General features: G+C 71.2%; 18 protein-coding genes. 17 read left to right on the top strand and 1 reads right to left on the bottom strand.

Features of this window, described 5'->3' with window-relative positions:
• The first annotated feature begins 7 nt into the window (after nucleotides 1–7).
• The 13 genes from caldi_RS02335 to ispG all read left to right on the top strand — a co-directional run bounded on the left by caldi_RS02335 (nucleotide 8) and on the right by ispG (nucleotide 11,960).
• The gene (locus caldi_RS02335) at nucleotides 8–1,435 is read left to right on the top strand and encodes a DUF342 domain-containing protein (protein ID WP_264843508.1); all 1,428 of its coding nucleotides are present in this window, start codon (nucleotides 8–10) and stop codon (nucleotides 1,433–1,435) included.
• Nucleotides 1,436–1,461: 26 nt separating this feature from the next.
• Complete coding sequence (locus caldi_RS02340; protein WP_264843509.1) at nucleotides 1,462–1,788, top strand: hypothetical protein; 327 nt, start codon at nucleotides 1,462–1,464, stop codon at nucleotides 1,786–1,788.
• 155 nt (nucleotides 1,789–1,943) lie between these two features.
• Nucleotides 1,944–2,453 (top strand): hypothetical protein, encoded by a 510-nt coding sequence (locus tag caldi_RS02345; protein ID WP_264843510.1) that lies wholly within the window; start codon nucleotides 1,944–1,946, stop codon nucleotides 2,451–2,453.
• A 177-nt stretch (nucleotides 2,454–2,630) separates the two neighbouring features.
• Complete coding sequence (gene rpsB, locus caldi_RS02350) at nucleotides 2,631–3,425, top strand: 30S ribosomal protein S2 (protein ID WP_264843511.1); 795 nt, start codon at nucleotides 2,631–2,633, stop codon at nucleotides 3,423–3,425.
• A gap of 108 nt (nucleotides 3,426–3,533) precedes the next feature.
• On the top strand, nucleotides 3,534–4,433 hold the full coding sequence (tsf, locus tag caldi_RS02355) for a translation elongation factor Ts (RefSeq protein ID WP_264843512.1): 900 nt from the start codon (nucleotides 3,534–3,536) through the stop codon (nucleotides 4,431–4,433).
• 43 nt (nucleotides 4,434–4,476) lie between these two features.
• Entirely contained in the window at nucleotides 4,477–5,289 is an 813-nt protein-coding gene (gene pyrH / locus caldi_RS02360; RefSeq protein ID WP_264843513.1) for a UMP kinase, read from the top strand.
• Nucleotides 5,243–5,764, top strand: a complete 522-nt coding sequence (gene frr, locus caldi_RS02365) for a ribosome recycling factor (protein WP_264843514.1) — start codon at nucleotides 5,243–5,245, stop codon at nucleotides 5,762–5,764. Before pyrH ends, frr begins: the two co-directional genes overlap by 47 nt.
• Before the next feature lie 28 nt (nucleotides 5,765–5,792).
• Nucleotides 5,793–6,578, top strand: a complete 786-nt coding sequence (locus tag caldi_RS02370) for an isoprenyl transferase (protein WP_264843515.1) — start codon at nucleotides 5,793–5,795, stop codon at nucleotides 6,576–6,578.
• On the top strand, nucleotides 6,575–7,369 hold the full coding sequence (locus caldi_RS02375) for a phosphatidate cytidylyltransferase (RefSeq protein WP_264843516.1): 795 nt from the start codon (nucleotides 6,575–6,577) through the stop codon (nucleotides 7,367–7,369). The genes caldi_RS02370 and caldi_RS02375 overlap by 4 nt, the downstream gene beginning before the upstream one ends.
• Nucleotides 7,366–8,439 carry a sporulation integral membrane protein YtvI gene (gene ytvI / locus caldi_RS02380; protein WP_264843517.1) on the top strand — a complete coding sequence of 358 codons (1,074 nt, stop codon included), beginning with the start codon at nucleotides 7,366–7,368 and terminating at the stop codon, nucleotides 8,437–8,439. Before caldi_RS02375 ends, ytvI begins: the two co-directional genes overlap by 4 nt.
• Before the next feature lie 40 nt (nucleotides 8,440–8,479).
• Nucleotides 8,480–9,652, top strand: a complete 1,173-nt coding sequence (locus caldi_RS02385) for a 1-deoxy-D-xylulose-5-phosphate reductoisomerase (protein WP_264843518.1) — start codon at nucleotides 8,480–8,482, stop codon at nucleotides 9,650–9,652.
• A complete protein-coding gene (locus caldi_RS02390) occupies nucleotides 9,646–10,668 on the top strand; it encodes a M50 family metallopeptidase (protein ID WP_264843519.1) in 1,023 nt (340 codons plus the stop codon). Before caldi_RS02385 ends, caldi_RS02390 begins: the two co-directional genes overlap by 7 nt.
• A gap of 80 nt (nucleotides 10,669–10,748) precedes the next feature.
• The gene (gene ispG / locus caldi_RS02395; protein ID WP_319951790.1) at nucleotides 10,749–11,960 is read left to right on the top strand and encodes a flavodoxin-dependent (E)-4-hydroxy-3-methylbut-2-enyl-diphosphate synthase; all 1,212 of its coding nucleotides are present in this window, start codon (nucleotides 10,749–10,751) and stop codon (nucleotides 11,958–11,960) included.
• Between the two features lie 370 nt (nucleotides 11,961–12,330).
• Here the strand turns inward: ispG and caldi_RS02400 are convergent, their stop codons facing one another.
• Nucleotides 12,331–13,452, bottom strand: coding sequence for an AAA family ATPase (locus tag caldi_RS02400; RefSeq protein WP_264843520.1), 1,122 nt, complete (start codon nucleotides 13,450–13,452; stop codon nucleotides 12,331–12,333).
• 343 nt (nucleotides 13,453–13,795) lie between these two features.
• Here caldi_RS02400 and proS point away from each other — a divergent pair, with 343 nt between their 5' ends.
• Genes proS through caldi_RS02420 form a run of 4 tightly spaced genes read left to right on the top strand, consistent with a single transcriptional unit; the run spans nucleotide 13,796 to nucleotide 21,014 of the window.
• Nucleotides 13,796–15,244: a proline--tRNA ligase gene (proS, locus tag caldi_RS02405; RefSeq protein ID WP_264843521.1), complete on the top strand. Its 1,449-nt coding sequence runs from the start codon at nucleotides 13,796–13,798 to the stop codon at nucleotides 15,242–15,244.
• Between the two features lie 49 nt (nucleotides 15,245–15,293).
• Nucleotides 15,294–15,929: a glycosyltransferase family 2 protein gene (locus caldi_RS02410; protein WP_319951818.1), complete on the top strand. Its 636-nt coding sequence runs from the start codon at nucleotides 15,294–15,296 to the stop codon at nucleotides 15,927–15,929.
• Nucleotides 15,930–15,931: 2 nt separating this feature from the next.
• Nucleotides 15,932–16,615: an MgtC/SapB family protein gene (locus tag caldi_RS02415; RefSeq protein WP_264843523.1), complete on the top strand. Its 684-nt coding sequence runs from the start codon at nucleotides 15,932–15,934 to the stop codon at nucleotides 16,613–16,615.
• A gap of 4 nt (nucleotides 16,616–16,619) precedes the next feature.
• Complete coding sequence (locus caldi_RS02420) at nucleotides 16,620–21,014, top strand: PolC-type DNA polymerase III (RefSeq protein WP_264843524.1); 4,395 nt, start codon at nucleotides 16,620–16,622, stop codon at nucleotides 21,012–21,014.
• The last annotated feature ends 4 nt before the right edge of the window (nucleotides 21,015–21,018 follow it).

The following is a 21,018-nucleotide window of genomic DNA, read 5'->3' on the forward strand; positions in this document are numbered from 1 at the left end:
AGGGACCTTGCCCGATGCCCAGCCGCAGCCCCGTCCCGGCACCGTGCGGGCATGGATCAGCCAGGACGGGCTGGCCGCGTACCTCGAGATCACGCCGCCGGACCCGGAGGGGAAACCCGTCACCGTCGAGGATGCCGACAGGGCCCTGCAGGAGGCCGGCGTCCTGTTCGGCATCGACCGCCAGGCCGTCGAGCGCGCCGTCGCCATGGGCGCCAGGCAGGTGCCGGGCACCCGGCCGGAGCCGGTCCGCGTGGCGACGGGGAAACCGCCCGAGAACGGGCGGGATGCCGTCATCGAGTATCATCCGGCCCTGACCGCCGTGCGGGGCCGGCCCCGGGTGTTGCCCGACGGCAGCGTGGACCTCTTCGATCTGAACATCGTTCAGAACGTCACGAAGGGCGAGGTGCTCGCCACCAAGACCCCGCCCACGCCGGGGACGCCGGGGACCGACGTCCGGGGGCACCCGGTGCCCGCCCGCCCGGGGCGCGACGTGCCGCTCATCCCCGGTGAGGGTGCGGCGATCAGCGAGGACGGGCTCCAGGTCATCGCCGCCACGGACGGCCACCCCATCCTGAACGGGCGCCGCATCCTGGTGCGGAAGGTCTTCAGCGTGGCGGGCGACGTCGGCCCGGGCACCGGCAACATCCGCTTCGTCGGCTCGGTGGTGGTCCGGGGCAACGTTCTCGCCGGGTACAGCGTGAAGGCGGACGGAGACGTGGAGGTGACCGGTGGGCTCGACGGCGGCACCATCGAGGCCGGCGGGAACGTGACGGTGCGCTTCGGCATCCAGGGGGCGGGCCGGGGCAAGGTGATCGCCGGCGGCAGCGTCCGGGCCCGGTACATCGAGAACGCCGAGGTGCGCGCCGGCGGGGACGTGTGGGTGGCTGACGGCATCCTCCACAGCCGCGTCGAGGCCGGCGGCCGGTGCGAGGTGCTGGGCCGGCGCGGCTCCATCGTCGGTGGCCGGGTGGGGGCCCGGGATTCGGTGGCTGCGAGGAACCTCGGCGCCCCGATGGGCACGCCGACGGAGATCGCCGTGGGGATCACGCCCTCGGTCCGCCGCGAGTTCGACGAACTGAAGGGGAAGATGGCGGCGATCCACCAGCAGCTCGAGCAGGTGCAGCAGGCCCTGGCGGCGATCCAGGCGCAGGCCGGCCCCGACGGGAGTCTGCCGCCCGCACGTCAGACGGTGCGCATGCGCCTCGTCCAGCACTACCAGCAGCTGCAGGCCCAGCGCGCGGAGCTGGAGCCACGCCTCCGGGAGCTGGAGCAGATCGTGGAGGACGCCCGCCTGGCATGGGTGCAGGCCCAGGACACCTGTTACCCCGGGGTCAAGGTGACCATCGGGCGGAGCGTGTACGCCGTCACGGACGACCTGAAGCGCGTGCGCTTCACCCTGTCCGAGGACGGGGAGGTGCGGATCGGGCCGATCTAGCGGTCCAGACGAGGGGAGGTGTCCGCATGGCGATCCGGCCGGTCGACACGCAGACGGCGGTGGTCCGGGCCCAGGACGCGGCCAGCCAGCAGCACCAGCGCGACGCGGGCCCCGCCGCCGCCCAGGCGAGCTTTGCCGCAGCGCTCCGGCAGAAGGACGAGGAGGCGCAGACCCAGGTGGCCCGGCCTCCCCGCACGGGAGAGACCGGGGTGCGGCCGCGCGGCGATGGCGGGGGCGCCGGGGGCCGGCGCGAGCCGGGACCCGGGGCCAGGAACCGCCGGGACCCGGGTGGCGGTACGCCCGGATCTTCCCAGGAGCCCGGCAAGGGCGGCCGTCTGGACGTTCGCGTTTAGCCAGTTATGAGTTGTGAGTTGTGAGTCGTGGGGCCGGGGGGCCGGGCGCGCGGGCTGCTCGAAGCCATCCGGCCGCAACCAGCCTTTGCTGTCCGTGCTTAGGCCTCCCACCGTGCGGGTACATTACAAGGATGCACGGCTGGGGGTGGTGCGGGTTGCGCGGCCGCTTCTGGTTCGGGTTCGCAGCCGGCTGGCTGGCCGCCCTCCTGCTGGTGGCTGCGCTCGTGTACCGCCTGAGCGCGCGCGGGCTCGTGCTCACGGTCGACGCCGCCTCGGTGGGCGCTCGCGTGGAGGGCGAGGTGCGGGCGGAGGTCGAGCACGAGCTGCCCGCGGCCATTCAGCGTGCCCGGCGGGAACTGCCGGGGTACGTGGCCGCCAGGGTCACGGAGCGCCTCGCCGGCGGCCGGGTGCAGCTGGGCGCGGTGGAGATCGAGGTTCCGCCGGGGCTGCGGCGGGAGATCGAGCGGCGCCTCACGGCCGAGCTGACGGCCGCCGGCGACGAGCTCCTGGCCCGGGTCGACGTCCGGGCGGTGGCCGCGCAGGCCGGCAGGGTCGCCCGCCGCCTGGTCGAGGAGCGGCTCCTCGGCGACCTGCAGGGTTACCGCCTGGTGTTGCGTCCGGTGCCGTGGCTGGCCGTACCGGTCACGGTGCGGGCGCGTGCGTGACGCGCCGGGGCGGCTGTGGTATGATATCGTACGGCTCGCAACACACACGCCGGCTGACGGCGCCCGGCGGTGGGCCCTTCGGGGTCTCCGGGGCCGGACGAGGCCGGCGGCGGCGGGACGCGGCGTCCGGGAAGCCCGACCGCGCCCCGAAAACCGACAGGAGGTGAGGCGCTTCCCATGTCCGTGATCTCCATGAAGCAGCTCCTCGAGGCCGGCGTCCACTTCGGGCACCAGACCCGTCGCTGGAATCCGAAGATGAAGGAATACATCTTCACCGAGCGCAACGGGATCTACATCATCGACCTGCAGAAGACCGTCCGCATGCTGGAGGCGGCGTACAACTGGGTCCGCCAGCTGGCGGCGGACGGCGGCCGGATCCTGTTCGTCGGCACGAAGAAGCAGGCGCAGGACGCCGTCCGGGAAGAGGCCGAGCGCTGCGGGATGTTCTACGTGAACCAGCGGTGGCTGGGCGGGATGCTGACGAACTTCGACACCATCAAGAAGCGCCTGCAGTACCTGCAGCAGCTCGAGGAGATGGAGGGCTCGGAGCGCTGGTACACGCTGACGAAGAAGGAGCAGGCGCAGATCCTGCACGAGCGGGAGCGCCTGGAGAAGTTCCTCGGCGGGATCCGCGGCATGAAGACCCTGCCGGACGCGGTGTACATCATTGACCCGCGCAAGGAGCGGATCGCCGTCTCGGAGGCGCGCAAGCTGGGCATCCCCATCGTGGCCATCGTGGACACGAACTGCGACCCGGACGAGATCGACTACGTCATCCCGGGCAACGACGACGCGATCCGCGCGGTCAAGCTCATCACCAGCAAGATCGCGGACGCCGTCCTCGAGGGCCGGCAGGGCGTCCAGCTCACCGAGGGCACGGCCCCCGAGGCCGAGGAGGTTGAGGAGCCGGAGGAGCCCGAGGCAGGCGCCGCCGACATCGAGGAGATGCACGACGTCGAGGTGGAAGTGTAAGCGACGACCGGGCGCAAGGCGGGGAAGGGGGCTACGGGCCGGACGAGGGCGCGCCCCCGCCCCGCCTCACCGCGGCCTGGACGAGACTCACCGGGAGGGACTGGCGGAGTGGCCGGGATCACGGCAGCACAGGTGAAGGAACTCCGGGAGCGCACCGGAGCCGGGATGATGGACTGCAAGCGGGCCCTCGAAGAGGCCGGCGGCGACATGGAGCGCGCCGTGGACATCCTCCGGGAGCGGGGGCTGGCCCAGGCGGCGAAGAAGGCCGGCCGCGTGGCGGCCGAAGGTCTGGTGGCCGCCCACGTGGCGCCCGGCGGCGAGGTCGGGGCGCTGGTCGAGGTGAACTGCGAGACCGACTTCGTGGCGCGGAACGAGGAGTTCCAGTCGTTCGCGCGCACCGTGGCAGAGCTTGCCGCGACCCGGCGGCCGGCGGACACCGACGCGCTGCTGCAGCTCCCGTACCCGGGCGCCGGTGGCACCACCGTGGGGGATTTCCAGAAGGGCCTCATCGCCAAGATCGGCGAGAACCAGGCGGTTCGCCGCATGGCCCTGCTCGAGGCGCCGGGCGGCCTGGTGCACCGGTACGTGCACGGCGGCACCGACGCCGGGCGCGTCGGCGTCCTGGTGGCGGTGACGGGCGGCAAGGGCGAGGCCGCAGAGGAGCTGGCCCACGAGGTGGCGCTCCAGATCGCCTCGATGCGGCCGCAGTACCTGCGCCGGGACGAGGTCCCGGAGGCGGTCCTGGAGCACGAGCGCGAGGTCGAGCGCGCCCGGGCCCGCAGCGAGGGCAAGCCGGAGGCCCGGATCCCGCAGATCGTGGAAGGGCGCATCGGCAAGTTCCTGAAGGAGGTTGTCCTTCTCGAACAGGCGTGGGTCAAGGACGACAAGAAGACCATTGCCCAGCTGATCGAGGAATACGCCCGCAAGGCCGGGCAGCCCCTGGCCGTCCAGGCGTTCGTTCGCTTCGAGGTGGGCGAGGGCCAGGCCGCGCAAGAGGAATCGCAGTAATTCGCTGTCGTACTGTATAGGAGCGGCGCAGGGAGGGACCCGCATGCGGTCGCCCATGTTCCGGCGGGTGGTCCTCAAGATCAGCGGGGAGGCCCTGGCGGGGACGAAAGGCTACGGGATCGACCCCGGAGTCCTGGACACCTTGGCCCGCCAGGTGAAGTCCGCCCGGGAACTGGGCGTGGACGTCGCCATCGTGGTCGGCGCCGGGAACATCTGGCGGGGGCGCGTCGGTCAGGAGATGGGGATGGACCGCGCGACCGCCGACTACATGGGCATGCTGGCCACGGTGATCAACGCCCTCGCCCTGCAGGACGTGATCGAGAAGTACGGGGTGGACACCCGGGTGCTGTCGGCGATCGAGATGCGCCAGGTGGCCGAGCTCTTCATCCGGCGGCGGGCCATCCGCCACCTGGAGAAGGGGCGGGTCGTGATCTTCGCCGGCGGTACCGGCAACCCGTACTTCTCGACCGACACCACCGCGGCCCTGCGGGCTGCCGAGATCGAGGCCGAGGTCATCCTCATGGGCAAGACGGGGACCGACGGGGTGTACGACTCGGATCCCCGCAAGAACCCCGACGCCAGGAAGTACCGGGAGATCACCTACCTGGAGGTGCTGAACCAGGGCCTTCAGGTCATGGACTCGACGGCGATCTCCCTGTGCATGGACAACGGCATTCCGATCGTGGTCTTCGACATGCTGGGCCCGGACAACATCGTCCGGGTCGTCCTGGGCGAGGATGTGGGCCAGACGTACATCCGGGGGGATGGCAATGGTCGTCAAGGAAGTCCTGCAAGAGGCCGAGGCCAGGATGAAGAAGACGGTGGAGGCCTTCCGCAAGGAACTGGCGAGCGTTAAGGCAGGCCGGGCCACGCCCGCGCTCCTCGACCGGGTGATGGTGGACTATTACGGCCAGCAGATGCCCGTGAGCCAGCTCGCGACCATCACGGCTCCCGATCCCCGCACCCTGGTCATCCAGCCCTGGGACAAGAGCGCGCTGAAGGCCATCGAGAAGGGCATCCTGAACTCGGACCTGGGTCTCAATCCCAACAACGACGGCAACGTCATCCGCCTCGTCCTGCCGCCTCTCACCGAGGAGCGCCGCCGCGACCTGGTGAAGATGCTGCACAAGCGGGCGGAGGAGGAGCGGGTGGCGGTCCGGAACGTCCGCCGCGACGCCAACGAGCAGCTCAAGAAGATGGAGAAGGAGAAGAAGATCTCCGAGGACGACCTGAAGCGCACCCAGGACGAAGTTCAGAAGCTGACTGACCGCTACATAAAGGAAGTGGACCAGGTGCTGGCCGCCAAGGAGAAGGAAGTCCTGGAGGTCTAGCCGCGGTCCGTCCGGGAGTGGACGTCCGGTGGAAACAACCCGCCGGCCCGCCGGCGGGCTCCTGGAGACTTCCTCTTGCGGCCCGGAGAGGCCGGAGGGGGGTCTGCCGCAGGGCCCCCGGCACGTGGCGATCATCATGGACGGCAACGGGCGCTGGGCGGCCGAGCGGGGACAGCCCCGCATCGCCGGGCACCGCGCCGGGGTCGAGTCGATCCGCCACGTGGTCAGGGCCTGCCCGGACCTCGGCATCGAGGTCCTGACGCTGTACGCGTTCTCCACGGAGAACTGGAAGCGCCCCCGCGCCGAGGTGGAGGCCCTCATGGCGCTCCTCCTGGAGTACTTCCACCGGGAGGTGGACCAGCTCCGCGAGGCGGGCGTCCAGATCCGCGTCATGGGGCGCGTGCACGAACTCCCGCCCCCGCAGCGGCAGGCGGTGGAGGAGGCGGTGCGGCGGACGCGGGGCGGCCGGCGGCTCCTGCTGAATCTGGCCCTCAACTACGGTAGCCACGCGGAACTCGTCGACGCCTTCCGGGCGATCCTCGACAAGGTCCGCCGGGGTGAACTGCGCCCCGAGGACGTCGACGAGGCGGTCATCGGCCAGCACCTGTATACCGCGGGATTGCCCGACCCGGACCTGATCATCCGCACCGGCGGCGAGATGCGCCTGTCGAACTTCCTCCTCTGGCAAGCCGCCTACGCCGAGCTCTGGATCACGCCCGTCTTCTGGCCCGACTTCCGGCGCGAGCACCTCGAGCAGGCGGTGCGCGACTTCGTCCAGCGCGAGCGGCGCTTCGGCGCCGTGCCCGGCCAGTGATCGCGCGCATCGCCACGGCGGCGGTCGGGATCCCCGTCTTCCTGGCGGCCGTCTGGGCAGGCGGCTGGTGGTTCGCGGGCGTGATCGCCCTCCTGGCAGGGATCGGGTACTGGGAATACGCCCGGCTCTGGCGCGCGCAGGGGATCGACGTGGCGGCCGCGCTCGGCATCCCGGCGGCGGCAGGCGTGGTCCTGGCGGCCCACGGCTGGCCGGGGCCGGGTCCCGGGGCGCTCCTCACGTCGGCTACCCTGGCCTTCCTCGCCCGGGCCGTGCTCCGCTTCCACCCGGACAGCGCCCGGGGGGCGCTTCTCGGCGTCGCGGGCGTCGGCTACGTGGGAGGCCTGTTCGCACACTTCGTGCTCCTGCGCGATCGGGAACCGGGGGGCCTGTGGCTCGTCGTGTTCGGGCTGGCGATCACCTGGGCGGCCGACTCGGTGGCCTACTTCGCCGGGCTCGCCTGGGGCCGGCGCCGGCTGGCGCCTGCGCTGAGCCCGGGCAAGAGCGTGGAGGGGGCGGTGGCGGGCATCGCCGCCGGGGTCGCGGCGGGGGCGCTACTCGGCGAGGTGGCCGGTCTGGAACCAGGGTGGATCGGGGCCGCCCTGGGCGCAGTCCTGGCGTTCGGCGGGGTCGTCGGGGACCTCGCCGAGTCCGCCATCAAGCGGCACGCCGGGGTGAAGGACTCGGGGGGCCTCTTCCCGGGGCACGGGGGCGTGCTGGACCGGTTCGACTCGGCCCTGTTCACCGTGCCCCTCCTGTATTACGCGGCGCTTTTCCTGGGGGTGGGGCGTTGAGCGACTCCGTGCGGGTCTGGCTGTGGTCCCTGGCCGCGCTGGCCGGGTTCCTCGTCCTCAGCTACGCGGCGGTGCGCTGGGTGCTCCCGCTCGTGTTGCCGTTCGTGCTGGGGGCGGTCCTGGCCGAGTTCGTCAACCCGGCCGTGGACTTCCTGGTCCGGGGGGCGGGGCGCCTGCGTGTGCCCCGCGCGCTCGCCAGCGCGGTGGTCCTCCTGGCCGGCGCTGGCGTGCTGGGCGGGCTGCTGGTGCTCGGCGTGACCCGGGCGGTGATCGAGATCCAGGCGCTCGTCCAGGCGCTTCCTTACTATTACGCGGCCGTCGTGGACCTGCTCTCCCGCCTCGCCCGCGAGCTGGGCGGAGTCCCGGCCGCCTTGCCGGAGGCCCTGCGGTCGTTTCTCACCCGCAATCCCGAGCAGGTCCAGCGCCTCCTCGGCGAGGTCTCGGGCGCCCTGACCGCCATCCTGCAGGTGTTCGCCGCGCTGCCGGCCATTCTCACGAACCTGCTGATCGCCTTCGTGGCCGCCTTCTTCCTCAGCCGCGACCGGGAGGCGATGGGCCGCTTCTTCCTCGGGCTCCTGCCGCCGGAGGCCCGCTCCAAGGTCCGCCAGGCGAAGGCCGACGTGTGGAACACGGCGATGGGGTTCCTGAAGGGCCTGTTCGTGCTGGTGACCGTCACGACGGTGCTCTCGGTCACGGGGCTGACCCTGATCGGGGCCGATTACGCCCTGCTCATGGGCCTCCTGGTCGGCCTGGCGGACGTGGTGCCGATCGTCGGCCCCGGCGCCGTGTACCTCCCCTGGGCGGCCGTCGAGTTCCTCTCCGGCGACGGGCTCATGGCGCTGAAGCTGGTGGCCCTGTACGCGGGGATCGTCGGGGTGCGGCAGATCCTCGAGCCGAAGGTCCTGGGGGAGCATACGGGCCTGCATCCGCTTGCCATCCTGCTCTCGATGTACCTCGGCTTCCGGCTGCTGGGGGGATGGGGGTTCATCATGGGGCCGCTGATCGCGGCCCTCCTGAAGTCGGTGGTGGGATCGGGGCTCCTGCCCCTCTTCCGCTCGCCCGTCGACTAGCCACACGACAAGGACGCGACGCGACAGGAGACGATCCGGGTTGCTGGCGGTGTCGATCCTGGGCTCCACCGGGTCCATCGGGACCCAGGCGCTCGACGTGATCGGACGGTTTCCCGAACGGTACCGGGTGGTGGCGCTGGCAGCGGGAAGCCGCGTGGACCTCCTGGCCGAGCAAGTACGGCGCTTCCGGCCGGAGCTGGCGGCCGTGGCGACGCCGGCGGCCGCGCGGCGGCTGGCCGACCTGCTCGGCCCCGCGGCGCCGGAGATCGCCGTCGGGGACGAGGGCCTGGTGGCCGCCGCGACGTGGCCGGCGGCAGGCGCCGTCCTGACGGCCGTGGTGGGGACCCTCGGGCTGCGGCCCACCCTGGCGGCGATCCGGGCGGGCAAGCGGATCCTGCTGGCCAACAAGGAGACCCTCGTCGCTGCGGGGGAACTCGTCATGGCGGAGGCGCGCGCCCGCCGGGTCGCCCTCATCCCGGTCGACAGCGAGCACAGCGCGCTGTTCCAGTGCCTGCAGGGTCATCCGGTCGAGGCGGTCGACCGGCTGATCCTCACCGGCTCGGGCGGGCCCTTTCGCGGCTGGACCCGGGCGCAGCTCGCCGGGGTGACGCCGGAGCAGGCGCTCCGGCACCCCACCTGGCAGATGGGCCGCAAGATCACGGTGGACTCGGCGACCCTCATGAACAAGGCGCTGGAGCTGATCGAGGCCCGCTGGCTGTTCGGGGTGCCGGCGGAGCGGATCGACGTGCTCATCCACCCGCAGAGCATCGTGCACTCCCTGGTGCAGTTCCGGGACGGGTCGCTGCTCGCCCAGCTGGGCCCCACCGACATGCGGCTGCCGATCCAGTACGCCCTCTCCTATCCGGAGCGTCTGGAGGCGCCGGTGCGCCCGCTGGACCTCGCCACCGTGGGCCAGTTGACCTTCGAGGTGCCGGACGCCGCCACCTTCCCTTCCTTGAACTACGCACGGGCGGCGGTTACAATGGGGGGGACCCTGCCGGCCGTGATGAGCGCAGCGAACGAGGTGGCGGTGGAGCGCTTCCTGGCCGGCGAGCTGTCCTTCACGGGCATCTTCCGCGTGGTCGAGGGGGTCATGGCACGCCACGAGAATCGCCCCCACCCCGACCTGGAGGAGATTCTGGCGGCGGATGCGTGGGCGCGCCGCACCGCCCGGGCGTTTCCAGGTGAGGACGGTGAACCGGCGCGATGCTGACCCTGACCGACTGGCTTTGGGCGATCCCGGTATTCGGGGCCATCATCCTGGTCCACGAGCTGGGCCACTTCGCCGCGGCGAAAGCCTTCGGGATCCGGGTCGAGGAGTTTGCGATCGGCTTCGGTCCCTCGCTCGCGTCGGTTCGGTTCGGGGAGACCCGCTACAGCCTGCGGGCTCTTCTCGTGCTCGGGGGCTTTGTCCGCATGTCGGGCATGGAGGACGGGAGCCTTGGGGATCCGCGGGGGTTCTCGGCCAAGCCCACCTGGCAGCGGATGATCACCATCGCCGCCGGGCCTGCCATGAACTTCGTCCTGGCGACGCTCCTGTTCGCCACCCTGGTCGGCCTGAAGGGGCACATGGAAATCACGAACCGGGTGGCCGGCGTCGTCCCCGGGTCCCCGGCCGAGGCGGCCGGGATCGTGGCCGGCGACCGCATCGTGGCCATCGACGGCCAGCCGGTCCAGTACTTCTCGCAGCTCGCCCGGATCATCCGCGAGAGCGGGGGGCGGCGCCTCCAGCTGACGGTGGAGGGACCCGGCGGCGCGCGCACGGTCGAGGTTGCCCCCATGCTCGAGGGCGGCCGGTGGATCGTCGGGGTGGAACCGGACCCGAACCCGGTGTTCATCCGCGTCGGTCCGCTCGGTGCCCTGCGGGACGGCGTGCAGCTGACCTGGCTGGTCACCGAGGGCATGTTCAGCGCCGTCGGCCGCTGGCTGACGGGGCAGGAACAGCCGCAGGTGCTGGGTCCCGTGGGCATCACGCGCACGGTGGCGCAGGCCAGCCAGGAGGGCCTCGACATCCTGGTCGGCCTGGCCGGCCAGCTATCGATCAACATCGGGATCATCAATCTCTTTCCGTTTCCGGCGCTTGACGGTTCCCGGCTCCTCTTCCTGGGGGTCGAGGCCGCTCGCGGGCGCCGCATCAATCCCCACCGGGAGAACATGATCCACTTCGTCGGCTTCATGCTGCTGCTCGGGCTCATGTTCGCCCTCACGTGGGCGGAGCTCACCCACTGAGCTCCGGCGAGGCGCGCGCCTGCCCCGGCCGGGTTCTTGCCGGCCGTGCACGCGCCGGGAGGGAAGCGGGGGAAGAGCCGATGCGGAAGAAGACCCGCCGGGTCCGGGTGGGTCGGGTGGAGATCGGGGGCGACGCGCCGATCTCCGTCCAGTCCATGACCAAGTGCGACACCCGGGACGTCCCCGAGGTGTTGCGCCAGATCCGGGCCCTGGCCGAGGCGGGCTGCGATATCGTCCGGGTGGCGGTCCCGAACGAGGAGGCGGCCGCCGCGCTCCGGGACATCTGCCGGGAGTCGGCGCTGCCGGTCGTGGCGGACATCCACTTCGATTACCGCCTCGCCCTCAAGGCCCTCGAGGCCGGCGTGGACAAGCTCCGGCTGAACCCGGGGAACATCGGCGCCCGGTGGAAGATCGAAACGGTGGTGCGGGAGGCGAAGGCCCGCGGGGTGCCGATCCGGATCGGCGTCAACGCCGGGTCGCTCGAGAAGGACATCCTGGAGAAGTACGGCTATCCCACCCCGGAGGGCATGGTGGAGTCGGCCCTCCGCCACGCCGCGATCCTGGAGGACCTGGACTTCCGGGACATCGTCATCTCGGTGAAGGCCTCGAACGTGCCGACCATGATCCGGGCGTACCGGCTCCTCAGCGAGAAGGTGGACTACCCGCTGCACCTGGGAGTGACGGAGGCGGGGACCACCTTCTCGGGCACCGTGAAGTCCGCGGTGGGGATCGGGAGCCTCCTGGCCGACGGCATCGGCGACACGATCCGGGTCAGCCTCGCGACCGATCCCGTGGAGGAGGTCCGGGTGGGCTGGGAGATCCTCCGCAGCCTGGGCCTGCGGACCCGCGGCGTGAACATCGTCGCCTGCCCGTCCTGCGGCCGGGTGCAGATCGACCTGGTGAAGGTCGCCGAGGAGGTGGAGAAGCGCCTCGGCCACATCGACGTGCCCCTGAACGTCGCGGTCATGGGCTGCGTCGTCAACGGACCCGGCGAGGCGCGCGAGGCAGACGTGGCGCTCTTCGGCGGCAAGGGCGTGGGCATGCTGGTCGTGGACGGCGAACCGGTGCGGCGGACCACCGAGGAGGAGATGGTGGACGCGCTGGTACAGAAGGTCGAGGAGATGGCCGCCGAGCTCAGGGCCGCCGGCGATCCGGAGAAGGTGCTTCGCCAGCGCCGGGCGCGCCGGCACGAGCGCGCCGACGGCGACGCGGCTGCCGCCGCCCCGCCCGTCGCCGGCGGGTCCACGGCGGCGGACTCCCGCCTGCCGCCGGCCGGCCCGCGGGGCAGCTGACGCCGAGGGCGCGGCCGCCGACCGGCCGACCGTCAGCGCACCGAACGCCCGGCCCGCCACTCGGTGGCGGCGACGGCACCGCGGCCGGGGACAAGCCGCCAGTGGCCGAGGGCCCGTGACAGGTGGGGCCTGTTGCGGGCCGGTGGCGGTCTGCCGGTGGCCTCCGTCCCCTCTTCCCCCGGGTCCCCGGATGTGCCGCCGCAGCAGCAGGAGCACGGGAAGGCCATCGAGATCCGGACGTGTGGTTTCATGGGCAGGATCCTCCTGCGGGAGGCTTCCGTGCCCATCTTATGTTTTCCCTGCGCGCCGTTCGCGGGGCTGCGGCCGGGAAGCGGAACAGGGACGCCGGGGCCGTGATCGAAGTCCCACCTCACGTGTGACGTCGCACCCAGTCACCGAACATGGGTTCCACCAGTTCATACTGTCCGCGCTGCGTGCCCTTGTGCAGGATCGAGATGCGCATCAGGTAACGCAGGGCTTTGCTGACCGCGGAAGGGTACAGTGGCAAGGCGTACGGCTGTCCACCCTCGACCACGGCCCGCAGGACGGCATCCGCGTGCTGGATACGGCGGATCTCCGCCCACTGCACCGTGTAGAACTCATCGAGGTGGTCCATGGTCTGCTCGTACGCGAAGTGAACCATGTCGCTGGTGATCTCGCGAACCCCCTCGAGCTTGGCGGATAAGTACGCGTTGTAGGCGACCGCCATGACGCAGTAGGGATGGCCACCCGTCTTGCTGAGAAGCGTGTCAAGGGCCGGTCCCGAAATGGTCAGATCGTGATCGGCCAACCGCCTGCGGATGTACTCCTCCCACGCATGCTCGGGAACCGGTGGCAACTGCAGCAGGGTCGCGAAGCGATAGAACGCCTGGCGGCGGTCGCCGAAGATCGTCCGAAGCAGCGTTGTCTGGCTGCCCAGAAAGAGGTAGGCGACGCGGGACTGCTGCTGGAATAGTGCCCGGAGACGCTTCAGGAGGGGTTCGCCTCCGATCCGGTCCACCTCCTGGAATTCGTCCAGGAGGACGACCATCTGACGGCCATCGCGCGTCGCGAGCTGCTCGGCGGTATTCACCGCCGTCTCCAGGACCTCCTCGGGGTCCGGGCTCCCTGTGCTGAAGGTGAGGCCCAGTTCCAGGTCATGCACCTTGGCCTTGAGTTCTGCCCTGGAGAGCCACTCCCGCAGACCCCGTAGTGCCCGCACCGCGTGGTGGTACGGCCCGGTGCGGTTTTCGAGGACGGCGCGCAGCAGCTTGACCCCGAATTCCTCTGTGCTCGTGACATGGAAGAGGTCGAGCTGCGCCGTGTACGCCCCGCGCTCCCGCAGGCGCCTGAGCACTTCCCCCGCGACACTCGACTTGCCGATCCGGCGCGGACCGGCGAGGATCACGCTATGGCCATCGGAAAGGCGTTCGACCAGCTCGGCGATGAACTCCTCACGGTCAACGATGTCTTCCGGCCCCGCCGGCTTTCCGAAGGGGAACACAGCGGCCATCGAACCACATCCCCGAGTCGAATCTATAATACACCCTGTTTAAGTATATCATAGCGACAACGCGTGTATCCAGCGCATCGGGGTAATCCACTCGACACGGAGCTGGTTCTATGGGGCCATCCCTGGAGGTCAGGCACCCCTTGGACTGGACCGACGTGCAGATTCTGCCCCCCACCTGGGGGGCAGAATCTGCACAGTGTCCCGCCGGGCGCCGCCAGTGCCGCCTGGCCCTTCGGTTGACAGCGTTTGGGGCCTTTGCTACCTTGGTACCACAGAACCGGCCTTCCGTCCCGGTCCGGGCGGGGGGCCCAAAACGTGTGCGGTCCGGAGGAGGGTGTCGGGAGTGGCGGAGGGGCAGGCGGTGGTCAAGGAGATCACGCCGCAGTCCGAGGACTTCTCCCGCTGGTACCTGGACGTGATCCGCAAGGCAGACCTGATGGACTACTCGCCCGTGCGGGGCTGCATCGTGTTCAAGCCCGACGGCTACGAGCTCTGGGAGGCGTGCCAGGCGGGGCTCGACCGGCGGTTCAAGGAGACGGGCCACCGCAATGCCTACTTCCCCACGCTCATCCCCGAGAGCTTCTTCCAGCGTGAGAAGGAGCACGTGGAAGGGTTCAACCCCGAGCTGCCCTGGGTGACCGAGGCGGGGGGCGAGAAGCTTGAAGAGCGGCTCGGGCTCCGGCCCACGTCGGAGACCATCATCGGCTTCATGTACAGCAAGTGGATCCAGTCCTACCGGGATCTGCCCGTCCTGATCAACCAGTGGGCGAACGTGTTCCGCTGGGAGAAGCGCACCCTGCCGTTCCTTCGTACCACGGAGTTCCTCTGGCAGGAAGGGCACACGGCGCACGCCACCGAGGAGGAGGCGCGTGAGGAGACCCTCCGGATGCTCGAGGTCTACCGCGACTTCGTCGAGAACGACCTCGCCATCCCGGTGATCAAGGGGCAGAAGACGCCGTCGGAGCGGTTCGCCGGGGCGGTGGACACGTACTCGATCGAGGCCATGATGAAGGACGGCAAGGCCGTCCAGGCGGGAACCTCGCACTACCTGGGCACGAAGTTCGCCGAGGGCTTCGACATCAAGTTCCTCGACCGGGACAACCAGTTGAAGTACGTCCACACCACCTCCTGGGGTGCCTCCACCCGGCTCCTGGGGTGCATCATCATGGTCCACGGCGACGACCGGGGTCTGGCGCTGCCGCCCCGGATCGCGCCGACGCAGGTCATCCTCATCCCGATCGGCCCGGCGAAGGTGCGGGACCAGGTGGTCGGCCGGGCCCGCGAGATCCTGGCGGCCCTGCGGGCTGCCGGCGTGCGGGCTCGCCTCGACGACCGGGAGGAGTACACCCCCGGCTGGAAGTTCAACGAGTACGAGATGCGGGGGATCCCGCTGCGCCTGGAGCTGGGTCCCCGGGACCTCGCACAAGGCGTGGTCACCGCGGTGCGCCGCGACACGGGGGAGAAGCAGGCGCTTCCCCAGGAGGGCCTCCCCCAGCGCGTGCAGGCGCTCCTGGACGAGATCCAGGTGAACATGTTCCGCAAGGCCCTGGCGTTCCGGGAGGCCCACAGCCACCGTGCGGAGACGCTGGCCGACCTGGCCCGCGTGATGGAGGGGGAGGGCGGGTTCGTCCTCGCCGGGTGGTGCGGCGACGACGCCTGCGAGCGGCGGGTCAAGGAGGAGACGAAGGCGACGGCGCGCAACATCCCGTTCGATCCGCCGGAGCGCATGAAGCGGTGCCTGGTCTGCGGGAAAGAGGCGGCGCACACGGTATGGTTCGCCCGGGCCTACTAGGCGGCGCCTGCGGACCCGGGCCGGCTGGTTGGGGGGCCTCGAGTTGCGCGTGGCAGCGGTGATCCCCGCGTACAACGAGGAAGCGACCATCGCCGATGTCGTGGCCGCCGTGCGGCAGGCCGGCGGCATCGACCCGATCGTGGTCGTGGCCGACGGCTGTACGGACCGGACCGCCGAGCGGGCCCGGGATGCGGGGGCGCTGGTGGTGGAGCACCCCGAGAACCGCGGCAAGGCGGCCGCCATGAAAACCGGGATCTCGGCTACCGATTCGGATGTCGTCGTGTTCCTGGACGCCGACCTGGTGGGACTGACCCGGGAGCACGTGCGCGCGCTGGTGGCCCCGGTGCTGGCCGGCGAGGCCGACATGGCCATCGGCCTCTTCGACGACGGCCGGCTCGCCACCGACCTGGCGCAGGTGCTGGCGCCGTACCTGTCCGGGCAGCGGGCGGTGCGGCGGCGGCTGATCGAGCGGATGTTCGCGGAGGAGCCCGAGGCGGACGTCAGCCGTTTCGGCATCGAGGTGGCGCTGACCCGCTTCGCCGAGCGGGCCGGGCTCCGGGTGAAGGAGGTCCCGCTGGAGGCGCTCACCCACCGGACGAAGGAAGAGAAGCTCGGTCTGGTGAAGGGGCTGGCGGCACGCGTGAAGATGTACTGGGAGATCCTCAAGTACGCCCAGAAGGGGTAAGGATGGCGGATTTCGCCGAGTTCGGCCGCACGCTCCTGCCGCTCGGGCTCGCCGGCCTCCTCGGGGGGCTGGTGGGGTTCGAGCGCGAGGTCGCCGGCCGGCCCGCCGGGCTGCGGACCCACGTGCTGGTGGCGATCGGCTCGGCCCTGGTGATGCAGGTCTCGCTGCTCATGTTCGACCTGGTGCTCGCCCGGGGGCAGGGTCAGGCCGACCCGGGCCGGATCGCCGCCCAGGTCGTCTCGGGCATCGGCTTCCTGGGCGCCGGAACGATCCTCCGGGAGGGGCTGACCATCCGGGGGCTGACCACGGCCGCCAGCCTGTGGGTGGTCGCCGGCATCGGGCTGGCGGTCGGCACCGGCCGCATGTACCTTCAGGCGACGGCCGCCTCCCTCCTCATCCTCGCCACGCTGTACGGCCTGTCCCGCCTGGAGAAGCGTTTCATCCGGACGGGCGAGGAGTCGCTGGTCGTCCACGTCACCGACACCCCGGGGCGCCTGGGCGCCGTGGCCTCGGCGGTGGGCCAGGTCGGGGCGAACATCCGCAGCGTCCGCCTGGAGGAAGGGGAGACGCCGGGCACCGTCGCCATCCGCCTGCGCGTCCACCTCCCCTGGGGCCGGCGTCCGGAGGAACTGGTGGCGCGCCTCATGGACATCGAGGGCGTGCGGCAGGTCTCCGAAGAGGAGTGACGGGATGAAAGAGGGTTCGCCGTCTTTCTTGCCCGGCGACCTCGACGGGGCCCTGGGCGGCGCGCGGCCGCTGCGGGTGGAGGTCCGGCGCGATCCCCTGCAGGTCGCCGTGTACGTCGAGACCGGCCGGCGGGTGCCCCTGGGAGAGCGCCCCCGCCTGGCGGCCGCCCTGCGGGAGGTGCTCCTCCCGGAGTACCCGGACGCGTCCGTCAAGCTGGTGCCCGTGCTGCGGCGGCCCCCCTTCGGGGCGCCGGCCGAGGAGCTCGTCCTGGAGGCGTGGGAAGACGTCAAGGTCCTGGCGCGCGAAGAGCGCCCGGGGCTGGGCGGGGTGTTGGAACACGCCCGGGTCCGGGTGGTCGACGACCGCCTGGAGCTGGAGTTCCCGTCCGACGCCCTGCGGGACGTGGCCCGGCAGGCCGGCGGCGAGGCGCTCCTGGGGGAGCTGGTGCGGCGGGAGACGGGCCTCGGGCTGCGGGTGCTCCTGACGGTGACGCCGCGGCCGGAACCCGGGCCGGACCGGCCGGCGCCGCAGGACGGCGCCTTCGACCCCTTCGCCGCCGAGATCGCGCGGGAGGACGAGGTCCTCGACGAGCCGGAGGGGCTGCCGGAGCCCGAGCACCTCCTCGCATACTACGAGGAGCACCGGGCCCGTGCCGAGGAGGTGGCCGCGGCGGCGGAGAGCCGCGGCGCCCTCCCGTCCGGCGTGATCCGGGGCCGGCCCATCCCTCCGGACGAGCCCGCGCGACCTCTCGAGACGGTCCGCGAGGAGGAGCCCGGCCGTCTCGTCATCGAGGGCGAGGTCGTTCACGTGGAGACCCGGGAGACCCGGGCCGGCAAGGTGATGGTCACCTTCGCGGTGACCGACCACTCCGACACGCTGGTCTGCAAGTTCTTCCGCGACCCGGACGGGGAGCCGGCCGAGGAGCACCTCGCCCCCGGCACCTTCGTGCGCGTCCGCGGCCGCCTCGTCTACGACAGCTGGAGCCGCGACGTGAACCTGATGGCGGAGGACATCGTGCGGGCGGAGAGGCCCGTCCGCACCGACGACGCCCCGGAGAAGCGGGTGGAACTGCACCTGCACACGACCATGTCCGCGATGGACGGCCTCGTCGACCCGGAAGAGGCGGTCCGCCGGGCAGCGGCGTGGGGCCACGAGGCCGTGGCGATCACGGACCACGGCGTGACCCAGGCCTTCCCCGCCGCCTTCCACGTGAAGGGCCTGCCGCCGGGGTTCAAGGTCATCTACGGCATGGAGGCGTACGTGGTCGACGACGCCACCCCCATCGTCATCCGCCCCCCGTCCGTCCCGCTGGCGGACGCCGAGTGGGTGGCCGTCGACATCGAGACCACGGGCTTCTCGGCCATCGGGGACGACATCATCGAGATCGGCGCCGTCCGCATCCGCGGCGGTGAGGTGCAGGACGCCTTCCAGACCTTCGTCCGCCCGACCCGGGAGATCTCCCGGCAGGTCCAGGAGCTGACCCACATCACCCCGGACATGGTCCGTGACGCCCCGGAGCCTGCCGAGGCGCTGGCCCGCTTCCTCGACTTCGCCGGCGGTGCGGTGCTGGTGGCCCACAACGCCACCTTCGACTACAGCTTCCTGCGCTACCACACGGAGCGGCAGCTGGGGCGCAGCCTCGACTGCCCGGTGCTCGACACCCTGGTCCTCGCCCGGTCGCTGCTCCCGGACCTGAAACGCCACGGCCTCGCCGACCTGTGCCGGGAACTGAGCATCCCCCTCGAGAACCATCACCGGGCCGACGCCGATGCCCGCACCGCCGCCCTCCTGTTCCTGAGGCTGCTCGGCATGGTGCGGGAGCGCCACCCGGACGTCGACACGGTCGCTGCCCTCAACCGCCTGACCCGCCACATGAACGCCGAGCAGCTGAAGCCCCACCACGCCACCCTCCTCGTCCAGCGCCAGCACGGCATGAAGAACCTCTACCGCCTGGTCTCCAAGAGCCACCTCGACTTCTTCCACCGCACCCCCCGCATCCCCCGCACGCTCCTGGAGGAACTGCGCGACGGCCTCCTGGTGGGTTCGGCCTGCCACAACGGGGCGCTGTTCCAGGCCCTGCTCCGGGGTGCCCCGGACAGCGAGCTGGAGGAGCTGGCCGCCTGGTACGACTTCCTGGAGGTGCAGCCGCCGTCGAACTTCCGGCGGCTCATCGCCGAGGGCCAGGTACAGGACGAGGAGCACCTGCGCTCGCTCCTGCGGCGGATCGTGGAGCTGGGGCGCCGGCTCGGCAAGCCGGTCGTGGCCACGGGCGACGTTCACTTCCTCGACCCGCACCAGGAGCAGCTGCGCACGATCCTCAAGCACGGGGTGGGCTGGCGGGAGGACCTGGACGGCCCCTGCTACTTCCGCACCACCGCCGAGATGCTCAGGGAGTTCGAGTTCCTGGGCGCCGAGGAGGCCCACGAGATCGTGGTCGCGGCCCCGCGCCGGGTGGCCGCGAGCATCGACCGGGTCGTGCCCGTGCCGGACAGGCTCTTCGCCCCCGTGGTGGAGGGGGCCGAGGAGGCGGTGCGGGACATCACCTGGGCGCGGGCCCGGGAGGTGTACGGCGATCCGCTCCCGGAGCGCGTGCGCGAGCGCATCGACCGGGAGCTGCAGGCGATCATCGGCAACGGGTTCGCCGTCGTGTACTACATCTCGCACCTCCTGGTGAAGAAGTCGCACGAGCTGGGGTACCTGGTGGGGTCCCGGGGTTCGGTCGGCTCGTCCCTCGTGGCCTGGTGCATGGGCATCACCGAGGTGAACGCCCTGCCGCCCCACTACGTGTGCCCGGACTGCCACCACGTCGAGTGGTTCGCGGACGGCTCGGTGGGCTCCGGCTTCGACCTGCCGGACAAGCCCTGTCCCCGGTGCGGCCGGGCGAAGATGCGGAAGGACGGCCAGGACATCCCCTTCGAGACCTTCATGGGGTTCAAGGGGGACAAGGTCCCGGACATCGACCTCAACTTCTCCGGCGAGATCCAGTCCCGCATCCAGCAGTACTCGATCGACCTCCTGGGCGGGCCCCAGCAGGTCTTCAAGGCGGGTACCGTCGGCACCATCGCCGAGAAGACGGCCTACGGCATGGTCCGGGCCTGGCTCGAGGAGACCGGCCAGACCCGGCGGGAGGCGGAGATCGAGCGGCTGGCCCGGGGTCTCACCGGGGTCCGGCGGACCACCGGCCAGCACCCGGGCGGCATGGTCGTGGTGCCGGTGGGCGTGGAGGTCGAGGAGGTCACCCCGGTCCAGTACCCCGCCGACGACCGGGAGAGCGGCTGGCGGACCACCCACTACGACTACCACAGCTTCGAGAGCTGCCTGCTGAAGCTGGACATCCTGGGTCACGACGATCCGACGATGCTCCGCCTGCTCCAGGACATGACGGGCATCGACGTGACCACCCTGCCCATGGACGACCCGCAGGTGCTGGCGCTCTTCCGCAACGGCCCCGGCGAGGGGGTCGACGTGCTCGGGGTGCCCCGGGGGGTGTTCGAGCTCGACCTGGGCAGCATCGCCGTGCCCGAGATGGGGACGGGCTTTGTCCGGCGGATGCTGGCGGAGACCCAGCCCCGCACCTTCTCGGACCTCGTCCGCATCTCCGGCCTGTCGCACGGCACGGACGTGTGGACGGGCAACGCCCAGAAGCTCATCCAGGACGGCGTCTGCACCCTGCAGACGGTCATCCCGACGCGGGACGACATCATGCTGCGCCTCATGTACTGGGGGCTGGACCCGGCGATGGCCTTCAAGATCATGGAGTCCGTGCGCAAGGGCAAAGGCCTGACGCCGGAGATGGAGGAGGCCATGGAGAAGGCCGGGGTGCCCGAGTGGTACCGCTGGTCGTGCCGGCGGATCAAGTACATGTTCCCGAAGGCGCACGCGGCGGCCTACGTGCTCTCCGCCCTGCGCATCGCCTGGTTCAAGGTGCACCGGCCCCGGGAATTCTACGCCGCGTACTTCACCGTGCGGGCGGCGGGCGCCGTCGACGCCGAGATCCTGGTCCGCGGGGAGGCCGCCATCCGGCAGCACATGGAGGCCATCCGGGCGAAGGGCAAGGACGCCTCGCCGAAGGAGAAGGAGTCCCTCGTCGAGTACGAGGTGGCCCTGGAGGCGACGCTGCGGGGGATCCGCTTCGCCCGGGTCGACCTGTGGCGCTCCCACGCGGTCCGGTTCGAGGTGCAGGCGGATGGCTCGCTGCTCTGCCCGTTCAGCGCGCTCCCCGGCATCGGCGAGAGCGCGGCCCGCGCGATCACCGAGGCCCGCGACCAGGCGCCGTTCCAGTCGGTCGAGGACCTGCGCGTGCGGGCGCGGCTCGGCAAGAACGTGATCGACCTGCTGCAGGCCCACGGCTGCCTGCGCGGGCTGCCCGAGGGCAACCAGCTGGTCTTCTCCTTCTGAACCT

The sequence above is a fragment of the Caldinitratiruptor microaerophilus genome (assembly GCF_025999835.1).
In the GTDB taxonomy this organism is placed as follows: domain Bacteria; phylum Bacillota; class Sulfobacillia; order Symbiobacteriales; family ZC4RG38; genus Caldinitratiruptor; species Caldinitratiruptor microaerophilus.

What these genes read in the sequence shown, in the direction of transcription:
- caldi_RS02340 (WP_264843509.1), top strand. Translation starts at nt 1,462, where the DNA reads ATGGCGATCCGGCCGGTCGACACGCAGACGGCGGTGGTCCGGGCCCAG.
- rpsB (WP_264843511.1), top strand. Translation starts at nt 2,631, where the DNA reads ATGTCCGTGATCTCCATGAAGCAGCTCCTCGAGGCCGGCGTCCACTTC.
- pyrH (WP_264843513.1), top strand. Translation starts at nt 4,477, where the DNA reads ATGCGGTCGCCCATGTTCCGGCGGGTGGTCCTCAAGATCAGCGGGGAG.
- frr (WP_264843514.1), top strand. Translation starts at nt 5,243, where the DNA reads ATGAAGAAGACGGTGGAGGCCTTCCGCAAGGAACTGGCGAGCGTTAAG.
- caldi_RS02390 (WP_264843519.1), top strand. Translation starts at nt 9,646, where the DNA reads ATGCTGACCCTGACCGACTGGCTTTGGGCGATCCCGGTATTCGGGGCC.
- ispG (WP_319951790.1), top strand. Translation starts at nt 10,749, where the DNA reads ATGCGGAAGAAGACCCGCCGGGTCCGGGTGGGTCGGGTGGAGATCGGG.
- caldi_RS02400 (WP_264843520.1), bottom strand. Translation starts at nt 13,452, where the DNA reads ATGGCCGCTGTGTTCCCCTTCGGAAAGCCGGCGGGGCCGGAAGACATC.
- caldi_RS02415 (WP_264843523.1), top strand. Translation starts at nt 15,932, where the DNA reads ATGGCGGATTTCGCCGAGTTCGGCCGCACGCTCCTGCCGCTCGGGCTC.
- caldi_RS02420 (WP_264843524.1), top strand. Translation starts at nt 16,620, where the DNA reads ATGAAAGAGGGTTCGCCGTCTTTCTTGCCCGGCGACCTCGACGGGGCC.